Origin of the sequence: Thermomonas sp. (assembly GCF_047606765.1) — a bacterium.
In the GTDB taxonomy this organism is placed as follows: Bacteria; Pseudomonadota; Gammaproteobacteria; order Xanthomonadales; family Xanthomonadaceae; genus Thermomonas.
The window spans coordinates 1-11,608 of sequence record NZ_JASGED010000120.1; the positions used below are offsets into that span (position 1 = coordinate 1).

General features: G+C 65.2%; 8 protein-coding genes and 2 pseudogenes. 6 read left to right on the plus strand and 4 right to left on the minus strand.

Going from position 1 to position 11,608, the window contains the following annotated elements; all coding sequences use genetic code 11:
* Positions 1 to 569 (plus strand): annotated as a pseudogene (locus QM612_RS11170) (conjugal transfer protein TraB); the annotation flags it as partial.
* A gap of 48 nt (positions 570 to 617) precedes the next feature.
* Here the strand turns inward: QM612_RS11170 and QM612_RS11175 are convergent.
* From QM612_RS11175 to QM612_RS11190, 4 genes and pseudogenes are all read right to left on the minus strand, one after another.
* Complete coding sequence (locus tag QM612_RS11175; RefSeq protein WP_415253961.1) at positions 618 to 3,698, minus strand: efflux RND transporter permease subunit; 3,081 nt, start codon at positions 3,696 to 3,698, stop codon at positions 618 to 620.
* A 4-nt stretch (positions 3,699 to 3,702) separates the two neighbouring features.
* Positions 3,703 to 5,529 carry an efflux RND transporter permease subunit gene (locus tag QM612_RS11180; protein ID WP_415253967.1) on the minus strand — a complete coding sequence of 609 codons (1,827 nt, stop codon included), beginning with the start codon at positions 5,527 to 5,529 and terminating at the stop codon, positions 3,703 to 3,705.
* Positions 5,502 to 7,194: pseudogene (locus QM612_RS11185) on the minus strand (efflux RND transporter permease subunit); the annotation flags it as partial. The gene QM612_RS11180 and the pseudogene QM612_RS11185, both read right to left, overlap by 28 nt.
* Positions 7,191 to 8,330, minus strand: coding sequence for an efflux RND transporter periplasmic adaptor subunit (locus QM612_RS11190; RefSeq protein ID WP_415253968.1), 1,140 nt, complete (start codon positions 8,328 to 8,330; stop codon positions 7,191 to 7,193). The pseudogene QM612_RS11185 and the gene QM612_RS11190, both read right to left, overlap by 4 nt.
* 214 nt (positions 8,331 to 8,544) lie before the next feature.
* On the opposite strand from QM612_RS11190, the gene QM612_RS11195 reads away from it, so the two are divergent.
* From QM612_RS11195 to QM612_RS11215, 5 genes are all read left to right on the plus strand, one after another.
* Positions 8,545 to 8,949, plus strand: a complete 405-nt coding sequence (locus tag QM612_RS11195; RefSeq protein ID WP_415253962.1) for a c-type cytochrome — start codon at positions 8,545 to 8,547, stop codon at positions 8,947 to 8,949.
* Positions 8,946 to 9,404, plus strand: a complete 459-nt coding sequence (locus tag QM612_RS11200; protein ID WP_415253963.1) for a c-type cytochrome — start codon at positions 8,946 to 8,948, stop codon at positions 9,402 to 9,404. The genes QM612_RS11195 and QM612_RS11200 overlap by 4 nt, the downstream gene beginning before the upstream one ends.
* Before the next feature lie 18 nt (positions 9,405 to 9,422).
* The gene (locus QM612_RS11205; protein WP_415253964.1) at positions 9,423 to 9,674 is read left to right on the plus strand and encodes a hypothetical protein; all 252 of its coding nucleotides are present in this window, start codon (positions 9,423 to 9,425) and stop codon (positions 9,672 to 9,674) included.
* An 18-nt stretch (positions 9,675 to 9,692) separates the two neighbouring features.
* Entirely contained in the window at positions 9,693 to 11,354 is a 1,662-nt protein-coding gene (locus tag QM612_RS11210) for a Na+/H+ antiporter (RefSeq protein ID WP_415253965.1), read from the plus strand.
* Positions 11,355 to 11,409: 55 nt separating this feature from the next.
* Positions 11,410 to 11,608 (plus strand): hypothetical protein (locus QM612_RS11215; protein ID WP_415253966.1); only part of this gene is annotated, 199 nt, incomplete at its 3' end.

The window sequence follows — 11,608 nt, forward strand, 5'->3', positions numbered from 1 at the left end:
AGCGCGGCGATGGCGCGAAGCATGTGCTCGCCGTGGTCGGCGCCGGCCATCTCAAGGGCATGGCGAAGTATCTGGCCGAGGAAACCCGTGCTCCGGAAGCATTGACGACGGAACTCGCCCACGTCGAAAAAAAGCGCAACATCCCGTGGATCACGCTGACGCTGATGCTGCTGATCTGCGGTGGCATCGTCTTGGGCTATTTCAACGGTGGCCGCGAACTGGGCCGCGAACTGCTGCTGCAATGGGTCGCGTGGACGGGTGGCCTTGCTGCGCTCGGCGCACTGCTGGCGCGCGGGCATGTGTTGAGCATCCTTGCTGCCGGCATCGCCGCACCGCTCAAGCCGTTCCGCCCCGGCCTGCCACCGGGGATGTTCAGTGCGCTGACGGAAGTGCATCTGCGCAAACCCGCCTATCCGGATTTCCTTGCGCTGCGCGATGACGCGCAAACCCTGGCCGGCTGGTATCGCAACCGCGTATGCCGGGTGGTGCTGGTCTTCCTGCTCACCAACCTGGGCAGCATGATCGGGGTGTGGATTTCCGGCGCAGCCATCCTCGGCAAGTTGTTGTAGCAGCGGAGCTTGCTCCGCTCAACGCACACAGCCGAGCAAGCTCGGCTGCTACGGCAACGCCAGCTTTGCCTCGCGTCTTTGCGCCCGCGTCATCCGCGCGCGTTGCACCACCCTTTTGCTGCCTGCGCGCAGGTCATCCAGCAGTGCATAGATGGTCGGCAGGAACAGCAGGCTGACCACGGTGGAGAACGCCAGCCCACCGGCAATGGCGCGCGCCATGGGGTAATAGGCTGGGCCTTCACCGGCAAGCCGGGTATCGGACAGCGCGATGGGCACCATCGCCAGGATCGCCGTGCCCATCGTCATCAGGATCGGGCGCAGGCGTTCGCGGCTGCCTTCCACCAGTGCATCGGTGCGTGACAAGCCGCGCCGGCGCAGGTTGTTGATGTGCTCGATCATCACGATGCCGTTGTTCACCACCACGCCCATCAGCACCAGGATGCCGATCATCGCCATCACGTTGAACTCGGTGCCGGTCAGCCACAGCGCCCAATACACGCCGAACACCGAGAACACCACGCAGCTCATGATCGCCAGCGGGAACAGCAGCGACTCGAACACCGCCGCCATCACGATGAACATCAATATCAGGGCGATGGCGATGCTTTGCAGCAGCTGTTGCTGGCCATCGATGCTGATGCCGAAGCCGCCACCCTCGAAGGTGTAGCCATAGCCGGGCGGCAACGCGACCCGTGCAAGCGCAGCCTCGATCTCCTTGCGCGCCTCCGGCAGGGTCTTGCCATTGGCAAGGCTGGCCTCGATGTTCAGCATGGTCTGCCGGTTCATGCGGCGGATGCCGCGCGCGGACGGACGGGTATCCACGTCCACCATTGCCAGCAGCGGTATTTCGCGTCCGTCGGTGGCGCGCACGGTGAACGCGGCAAGGTCCGACGTGCCGTAATGCTCGGCACCGGCAAAACGCACATTGACCGGGATTTCCACCTCGCCGCGCTGGAACTCGCGCAGCGACGAACCGCGCAGCGCCATGCTCACGAACTGGGCCACCTGCTGCGCACTGAAACCGTAGGCAGCGGCGCGCTCACGGTTCACCCGCACCGACAGCTCGGTGTTGGCATCGCCGGTATCCACGCGCACGTCGCGCAGGGCGCTGCCGCGCGACAGGACGGGCACGATGTTGTTCGCCAGCTCCTGCAAGGTCTGGGTGGAGTCACCAATCAGGCTGAACTGGATGGATTGCTCGCCACCGCCAAGGCCACTCTGACGCCCGATGCCGATGTTGGCACGCGCGGACTGCGGCAGGCCCTTGCGGATGTCTTCTTCGATCTTGCCTGTCTGCTCCCGGGATATCGCCTGCACGTCAAGCTCGGTGATCGCCCAGCCCTGCTCGCCGTAGCGCGAATACACACGTTGCACCTTGAAGCGCTCACGGTTGGCATTGATGTACTGCTCCACCTGCGCGACGACCTTGCCCATTTCCTCCTTGGAATACGCGCCCTGCCACTGGTAGAAGATCCCGATCTCGCCGGGGTCGCTCTCGTCGCCGGTATCGCCCTTGGTCAGCTTCATCGGCACCACGCTCAACGCAGCGATCAGCAGGATGCCGGCCACGCTCCAGCCGCGATGGTCCAGCGTCCAGCGCAGCGCACGCGCATAGCGTGCCTGCAGGCGCGAGATGAAGGGCGACTTCACCGCCGGCGGCGTCTTCATCCGCGCCGACAGCATCGGGATCAGGCTCACCGCCACCAGCCACGAGGCCAGCAGCGAGACCGAAATGGTCACCGCCAACTGGGCAAGGAAGATGGTCATCATGTTCTTCTCGCCGAACAACATCGGCAGGAACACGATGCAGTGGCAGAGCGTGCCGGCGGACAGCGCGATGGCGACATGGCGCGTGCCGATGATCGAAGCCAGCCGCGGTTTTCCAGGATACTTCTCGCGCTCCTGATAGATGCTTTCCACCACCACCACGGCGTTGTCCACCAGCATGCCCACCGCCAGCAGCAGGCCCATCATCGACAGGATGTTGAGGGTGATCCCGGCGAAGTACATGAAACCCAATGTCATGATGAAGCAGATCGGGATGGCGGTACTCACCATCAACGTCGATGGCCAATGGCGCAGGAAGGCGTACAGCACGATCACCGACAGCAACAGGCCGACGGCACCTGCCTCTGCCAGTGCCAGCAGCGAGCTGACCACCTGGTCGCCCTGATCCTGCATGACCTCGACATCGATCCCGCGCAGCGCGGCATCGTCCTGCAAGGTCGCAAGCTCGGCCTTCACCGCACGCGAAAGATCGACGAGGTTTGCCGAACGCTCCTTGTAGATGTCCACGCCCACGCTGGGCTTGCCGTCGATCTGGCGCACGTAGTTCATGCGCTGCGGCTTGAGCGAGACCTGCGCAATGTCGGACAGGCGGGTGCCGCGTGCATTGATCGGCAGGTCGCGCAATTGCTGCAATTCAACCAACTCACCCTTGGGCTGCACCCGCAGGCGCTTGCCGGCATCGACGATCTGGCCGGCGGAGACCGAGAAGTTCGCCGCCTGCAACCTGCTCACGAGTTCGTTGAGGTTGATGCCGTTGGCACTGAGGCGCGATGGGTCAATCGCGACCTCCACCTCCTGCACTGGCACGCCTTCCACCTCCACGCGGGCCACGCCGTGCAAGCGTTCCAGCCGGCGCTTGAGGCTGCGCTCGATCAGGTCGCCACGCGCAGCCAGATTGTCCGTGCTGGTCAGGCGCAGGCTGATCGCCGCCTGATCGCCGGTACTCCAGCGGAACACGAAATAGCGGCGGAAGTCATCCGGCAATTGGTCGCGGATCGCATCGATGCGCTCGCGCGCTTCGGATACCGCGATGGCGATGTCGCGGCCCCAGTCGGAAAACTGCACGAACACGCCGCCGCCATCGGCACCAGCATTGGCGTTCATCGACTTGATGCCGGACATGGTGGCCAGGGCTTCCTCCACCGGGCGCACCAGATTGCGTTCCACTTCCTCAGGCGTGGAACCGGCATACGGCAATTGCACGAAGAAGAACGGCGCGCTGGCTTCCGGCTGCGATTCCAGCGGCAGCCTGAAGGCGGCAACCAGCCCGATCACCACCATCGACACAAACAACATGATGGTGGTGACGGGGCGGCGGATGGACAGCTCGGTGACGTTCATCGGCTCAGGCCTTCGTGCCGCCATTCAAAGGATCATGCTCGTGTGCCAGCACTTCAGCCACCGCTTCCGCGTCCGAACGTGCGCGCCTGCCGCGCTCGGCGTAGCGATCGTCCGGCGTGCGATCCAGCAGGTCGTACACCACCGGGATCACCACCAGCGTCAGCAGTGTTGAAACCAGCAAGCCGCCGATCACCGTGATCGCCATCGGACTGCGCACCTCGGCACCTTCGCCGAAGGCCAGCGCCAACGGCAGGAAGCCGAACACCGCGCACAGCGTGGTCATCATGATCGGGCGCAGGCGCGAACGCGCACCCTCGATCAGCGCATCGCGCTTCGCCACGCCTTCCTCGCGCAGCTGGTTGACCTTGTCGATCAGGATGATCGCGTTCTTCACCACCAGCCCCACCAGCAGGATCAGGCCGATGAACACCACCACCGAGGCCGGCGAGCGGGTCAGCAACAGCGCAGCCACCGCGCCCACCAGTGCCAGCGGGATGGTGAACAGGATCACGAACGGATGCAGCAGCGATTCAAACTGCGACGCCATCACCAGATAGACAAGGAAGATCGCCAGTGCAAAGGCAAACAGCAGCGAGCGGATCGATTCGCCCAGTTCCTGCCCCTGCCCGCCGATGCGCATGTCGATGTCGGCACGCAGCGGGTTCTGCTTCACCATGGTTTCCACTTCGCGGATCGCACCGCCAAGGTCGATGTCGCGCAGGTTGGCCGAGACAATTGCAACGCGGCGCTGGTCGGCGCGGTGGATTTCACTGGGGCCGGTGGTGGCGACGATTTCGGCCACCGATGCCAGCTCCACCGGCGTGCCGCTGCCGGGGTTGACGATCAAACGGCGGATGTCTTCCAGCGATGCGCGGTCCTGCTCCTGCGCGCGCACCAGCACATCGATCTTGCGGTCGCGGAAGCTGTAGCGCGTGGCGACTTCGCCCTTCACCTTCTTCACCACCGCATCGGCGATCTGGCGCGACGTCATGCCCAGCGCGGCGGCGCGCTGCTGATCGAAGCGGATCTGGATTTCCGGGAAGCCCTGCTCCACCGTCGATTTCACGTCGGCATAGTGCGGGTTTGCGCGCAGCAATCCCGCCAGCTTGTTGCCGGCCACGCGGATCGCTTCCAGATCCTGCCCTTCCACTTCGATTTCCAGCGGCGGCGACAGCGCGAACAATTCCGGCCGGCCGAAGTCCACCTGCACGCCGGCCTCGTTGCGCATTGTGCTGCGCAAGCCTTCGATCAACGCCGCTTCGGCATCGTTCGACTGCATCACCACGCCCAGCTTGCCGATGTTCTCGCCGCTTTCGGTGGGGCTGGCATCCAGCCGCGTACCGGTGCCGGACACGCCGTACAACACGCGCACGCCATCGTCCTTCGCATGCACAGCCTGCACCTTGCGGATCAGCGCGTCGGTCTGCGCCAGCGGCGTGCCGGGCGGCAGCTTGGCGGTCATCTCGAAGCGATCCTGCGCCAGCTGCGGGATCAGGTCCGTACCCAGCAGCGGCACCGCCGCCAGCGTCAGCACGAAGGCGATGGTGGCACCGGCCAGCACCGGCAGCGGACGCTCCAGCGCTGCAGGCAGGATGCGCAGGTAACCGCGCTCGGCACGCGCGTAGGGTGCCATCGCCAGATCGCTGGTCTTGCGCATGACCGGGCCAACCACTGCACCGATGCCGCGCCAGATCCGCACCACCAACCAGACCACGCCGAAGAACGCGCCACGGAACAGGCCGCCGATGCCGCGCCCGGCGTAGCTTGCCGGCTTCTGCCAGGTTTTCTGCGGCTGCCAGCGTTCGAGCGCCGGTTCTTCCGGGAAGCCCATCGGCGGGCGACCCTTCAGCGCACTCAGCATCGGGATCAGCGTCATCGCCACCACCAGTGACACCGCAATCGCGATCGACACCGTCAACGCCTGATCGCGGAACAGTTCACCCGCGATGCCCTGCACGAACACCAGCGGCAGGAACACCGCGATGGTGGTCAGGGTGGAGGCAACCACCGCCATGCTGACTTCGCGGGTGCCGGCGATGGCCGCTTCCAGCACGCCGAGCCCGCGTTCGCGCGCCTTGGCGATGGATTCCAGCACCACGATGGAGTCATCCACCACAAGACCAGTCGCCAGCGCCAGCCCGCCCAGCGACATCACGTTGAGGCTCAACCCCAACTGGTCCATGAAGAAGAAGGTGGCGATGATCGACACCGGCAGCGACAGGCTGATGACGAAGGTGCTCCAGCCGTCGCGCAGGAACAGGAAGATGATCAGGATCGACAGCAGGCCACCGATCACCGCGTCGAACTTCACGTCGCTGATGGCATGGCGGATGAAGACCGACTGGTCCTCGATCACGGTCAGTTCAATGTCTTTCGGCAATTGCTTGCGGATGGCCTCCAGCCTGGCTTCCAGCGCATCGGCGGTGGCAACGGTATTGGCATCGCCTTCCTTGTAGATCGCAAGCTCAACGGCTTCGCGCCCATCCAGACGGATGATCGCCTCGCGCTCCTTGTAGCCCTGGCGCACCTCGGCCACGTCCTTCAAACGCAATGGCGAGTTGCTGGCCCCGCCTGAACGCAGCGTGCCGCCCCCCTGCGAAGCATTCAGCGCTGCCACCAGCCCCGGATCGGCACTGCGCATCACGGCGGAGGTGAGCAGCGAATTGTCGCCGCCAGACGCCGCCGGGCGCGTGGTGAGCAACATCTCGCGCATGTCATCGACGCTGGCGAACTGGTTGACCGTTCGCACCAGATAACGCTGCGAACCCTCTTCCAATCGCCCGCCGGAGACGTTGACGTTCTCCTGCTGCAGGCGGTTGATGACGGCATCCAGCGACAGGCCGAGCTGCGCCAGCTTGCGCTGGTCAACATCGACCTGGATTTCATCTTCAAGACCGCCGCCGACCTTCACCGCCGCCACGCCGGTCACCGGTTCCAGCTTGCGCTTCAGGTCGTCATCGGCGAAGCGGCGCAGTTCCATCAACTGGCGGATCGCATCGCTGCCGCTGCCGGCCTGCTTCGACGACAGCGCCAGCCGGATGATCGGCTGGGTGGAAGGATTGAAACGCAGCAGCACCGGGGCTTCGGCTTCCAGCGGGAATTGCAGCGCCTCCATCTTGTCGCGCACGTCCAGGCTGGCCTGGTCCATGTCGGTGCCCCACGCGAACTCCAGCACCACATCGCTCTGCCCGGTACGTGAAACCGACTTCAGCTTGCGCAGACCCTTGACCACGCCAAGGGCTTCTTCCGCCGGTTGCGAGATCAGGGTTTCGACTTCCGCCGGTGCAGCGCCGGCGTAGTCGGTGCGCACGGTCAGCGTGGGATAGCTGAGGTCGGGCAGCAGGTTGACCTTGAGGCTGCCCAGCCCGATCAGGCCGAACAGCACCAGCGTCACCGTCATCATCGCGATGGTGACGCGGCGGCGGGTTGCGAACTCGACCAGACTGAAACCGCCGCCGGGCGCCGCCAATGGATCGTGGTGTTCGCCGGGGCTCATTTCGCGGCCTGCTCCGCTGCAGGTTTCGCAACAGGTGCAGCGGCATCCAGCACCTTGACCAGACTGCCCTCGCGCAGTGCTGCCTTGCCGGCCACCACCACCTGATCGCCATCCTTCAGGCCTTCGCGCACTTCCACCCACGGGCCGTCGTTGTAGCCCAGCGTCAGCGTGACCCGCGCCACCTTCTCGCCGCGCACCACGTACACCGCCGGCTCGCCGCCATCTTCCAGCAGCGCGGCACGCGGAATCGCCAGTGCATCGGCACGGTTGTCGTAGTTCACGCTGATGCGGCCATACATGCCAGGCATCAGTTCGCCGCTCTTGTTTTCGAAGCGGCAGATCACGGGCACCGTGCCACTGCTGGCATCCACCGTGGGACTGACCACGAACACCTTGCCGGCAAAGGTCTTTCCCGGCAGCGCATCGGCCAGCAGGGTGATTTCCTGCCCGGCCTTGATCCTGCCGATTTCGCGCTCAGGCACCAACAGCTGGGCCTCCAGCAGGGCGGAATCGACGATTTCGACCACGTTCTGGCCAATCTGGATCATGTTGCCGGGGCTCCATGCCGTGCGGCGCGCGCTGATGACACCGGAAATCGGCGCGGTGATGGTGGCGTAGGACAGTTCCAGCTTCAGCGCGCTGTAACGCGCGCGCGCTTGCTCAAGCTCGTACTTGATCTGATCCAGATCATTGGCCGACACCATCTGCTGTTCGACCAGCTTGCGGGCACGCGCGTAGTTGGCCTCCAGATTGAGCATCTGCGCCCGCGCCTGCACCAGTTGCAGGCTGGCGCGCTCGGTATCCAGCTGCATCAGCGGCTGGCCAGCACGCACCGTGTCGCCCACGTCGCCCCAAATCCGCTTGATCTCGCCAGACACCTTGGCCGTCACCTGCGCGGTATTGCTGGCGAGCAAGGTGGTGGCTCCGGAGTAGCTGGCGGTCAGCGTGCGGCGAGCGGCCCTTGCCACTTCCACCGGCACGGCTTCCGGGGCCTGTGCGGCCTCGTTCTTCGCATCCTTGCCCGACCCCATCTGGAACTTGCAGCCACCCAGGGCCAGGGCAACGGCAAGGCCCAGCAAGGCGTGGCGGGTGATTGTCGGCAAGCGGCCCTGGCGGTTGGCGGGGGCCGGAATCATCTCGTGCATGGGGGTAACCAATCTGGTGTTGTAGTCAAGTATGTCACCTGCCTTTTCGCAGCTCATGCGCCGAAGGTCATGGTGATCGACGGCACATGCCGAAGACTGCAGCAGACAGGGCAGGCATGAAGCGGCGCGCATCCCCCGCTATACTTCCCTGAATCGCATGCCGCGAATGCGGCATGTCCCCGATCCACATACCCGGAAACGCCAGATGAAGCGACCGTTGCCGATCGCCGCCAGCCTTGCCCTGCTCCTCGTGGCAGTTGCCGCAGGCGCGCAGGATCCGACCCCGACCTCCGATGCTGCAAACACGTCGGCAGCCGCCAGCGCCGCGCCGGCTGCAGCGCCCGCCGCCGCCGAAATCAAGGGCGATGCCGCGCGTGGCAAGGGCCTGGCCTACACCTGCCGTGGCTGCCACGGCGTGACCGGTTACAAGAATGCCTACCCCAGCTATCACGTACCCAAGCTGGGTGGGCAGTCCGAGACCTTCCTGCGCAACGCGCTGATGGAATATCGCGAAGGCCAGCGCAAGCACCCGACCATGCAGGCACAGGCGCAAAGCTTCTCCGAGCAGGACATCGCCGACATCGCCGCCTTCCTGTCCAGCATCAAGTGAGCCGCGCCATGACCAAGACCTCCATGACCCTGCTCGCCCTCGCCTGCCTGGCCCTGTCCGCCTGCGGCGGCAAGTCCGAGTCCGAAGGCGAAGGCCATGCCGCCGACACCGGCCACGCCGCAACCTCATCCGCCGGCCTGCCCGACGGCAGCATCGAAGCCGGCAAGCAACTCGCCGCCACCAAGGGTGCCGCCACCGGCCAGGCCTGTGTCGATTGCCATGGTGCCGAAGGCAATGCGCCGATCGATGCGACCTACCCCCGGCTGGGTGGCCAGTACGCCGACTACATCGCGCACGCCTTGCAGGCCTACCGCGACGGCAAGCGCGCCGGCAGCGGCACCACCGACCTGATGGCGACGCAGGCCAAGGGCCTGACCGACCAGCAGATCGCCGACCTCGCCGCGTATTACGGCAGCGTGCAGGGCCAGCTTGTCGATCTGAAAGACGCCTACTGAGCCGCACGCAACGACGCAATGACGAAGGGGCCGCAAGGCCCCTTTTTCATGTCGCACATCCATGTGCGTCACCCTTCGGGTGGCTTCGCCGTGAAAAACAGCTCTCCTGCCGTTTTTCATGCTGCATCATCAATCCGATCCCGTGGCGATTACAGTCAATTGCGCATGCTCGATGGCTGCAGCGAACTGCATGACAAATCCCTCGCTGCCCACTGCGCCCTATTGCCGGATGTGGGCTCGTGCGGCAAGGTTGAAGCCATTCCTTGCTGATACGTGGAGAATGTGCCGATGCCGGTTGTGACGATGGCGCTCGTGTTCCTGCTGGCCGTGGTGGTCAGCACCTTCGTCGTCCGCCTGCTGCCGGTGCGGGTGCCACTGCCATTGCTGCAAATTGCCATTGGCGCGGTGTTGTCCTACTGCTTCGGCTTCGAGGTCACCTTCGAGCCCTATCTCTTCCTGCTGTTGTTCATCCCGCCGCTGCTGTTCCTGGATGGGTGGCGCATACCGAAGGGCGCGTTCCTGCATGACTGGCGCGCCATCCTCACGCTTGCCATCGGCCTGGTCGTGTTCACCGTGGTCGGCATGGGTTATCTCCTGCACTGGCTGCTGCCTACGGTGCCGCTGGCCGTGGCATTCGCACTGGCGGCCATCCTCTCGCCCACCGATCCCGTCGCAGTCAGCGCGATGACTGCCAATGCGCCGGTGCCTTCGCGGCTGATCCATATTCTGGAAGGCGAATCGCTGCTCAACGACGCCACCGGTCTTGTCTGCTTCACCTTCGCGGTTGCCGCCGTGATGACCGGGCAGTTCTCGCCCGCCAGCGCGTCCTGGCATTTCCTGCTGGTGGCAGGCGGCGGCCTGCTGACGGGCGTCGCGGTGACCTGGGCCATCGGCAGGCTCAACCGCTTTCTGGTACGACGCGCCGGTGAAGAACCCGCGCCACAGATCCTGGTCAGCCTGTTGATCCCGTTTGCCGCCTATCTTGCTGCCGAGCATGTACACGTTTCCGGCATCCTCGCTGCCGCCGTGGCCGGCATAGCGATGCATTACAGCGAACTGTCCGACCGCCCACTCGCGGCCACGCGCATGCAGCGTGCGGCGGTCTGGGACACGGTGCAGGCCGCGTTGAACGGCATCATCTTCGTGCTGCTGGGCGACCAGTTGCCGCGCATGCTGCGGCAGCTTCCTCAGGTGGCCGCGCAGGTCGGTGCCCACACGCCCTGGCACCTGCTGGGCTTCATGGTGGTGATTACCCTGATGCTTGGGCTGCTGCGCTTTGCGTGGGTGTGGATCGCGGCGCGCTCGGGCGTGGCCCTGGCCCGGCTGCGCGGGCAGGCGCGCGTGATGCCCTCGCTGCGCCTGCTGCTGGTCGCCTCCGCCGCCGGCGTGCGCGGCGCGATCACCCTGGCCGGCATCCTCACCCTGCCGTTGCTGTTGCCCGATGGCAGCGCCTTCCCGGCGCGTGACGCGGTGATCCTGATCGCGATGGGCGTGATCGTGCTGTCGCTGCTGATCGCAAGCATCTCGCTGCCGTGGCTGGCGAGAGGCCTGAGCGCGGGCGACCCGGCGATGGAAAGCAGCGGCGGCAAGCATGACGAAGCACATGCGCGCGTGGCCGCTGCCGAAGCCGCGATCCGCCGGATCGAACAGGCACTGGCCGATGCGCCCGCCACCGATGCCAACCAGACCCTGCGCGCCGAAGCCGGCCTGCGCGTTCTGGACATCTACCAGCGCCGCCTGGACTACGGCGATGCCAGTGGCGAAAAACTGGCCGACATCCGCCGCCTTGCCGCCGCCGAACGCTCCCTGCGTTTGAAGGCGCTGGCTGCCGAACGCGATGAGTTGTATCGCCTGTGCCGCGCGCATGCCATCGAGGATGACCTGATGCGGAAACTGGTGCGCGAGGTGGACCTGATCGAATCCAGCCTGACGTCGCGCGCAATGCAGTAGGCACCTGCTGCCTTGCACTTGCCAGCCCATGGTGCGACCCGCACCATGCGCGCCCATGGACAACGCCAAAAGCCCCGACCCCGCCATCGCCCGCACCGCGCGCACATGGGAGGTGGAATTGCTGATTTCGAGCGTTGCGGTATTTGCCATGCTGCAACTGCCCGGGGTACTGGACGATGCCCTGCTCACGCTGGAACCGCGCGTGGCCGGTGACTGGCGCATCCTGCTGATCCTCTCCTACATCTACGCCAAGA

Coding starts and splice junctions, on each gene's coding strand:
- QM612_RS11205 (WP_415253964.1), top strand. CDS start 9,423: ATGACGAAGGGGCCGCAAGGCCCCTTTTTCATGTCGCACATCCATGTG.
- QM612_RS11195 (WP_415253962.1), top strand. CDS start 8,545: ATGAAGCGACCGTTGCCGATCGCCGCCAGCCTTGCCCTGCTCCTCGTG.
- QM612_RS11180 (WP_415253967.1), bottom strand. CDS start 5,529: ATGGGCTTCCCGGAAGAACCGGCGCTCGAACGCTGGCAGCCGCAGAAA.
- QM612_RS11190 (WP_415253968.1), bottom strand. CDS start 8,330: ATGATTCCGGCCCCCGCCAACCGCCAGGGCCGCTTGCCGACAATCACC.
- QM612_RS11175 (WP_415253961.1), bottom strand. CDS start 3,698: ATGAACGTCACCGAGCTGTCCATCCGCCGCCCCGTCACCACCATCATG.
- QM612_RS11210 (WP_415253965.1), top strand. CDS start 9,693: ATGCCGGTTGTGACGATGGCGCTCGTGTTCCTGCTGGCCGTGGTGGTC.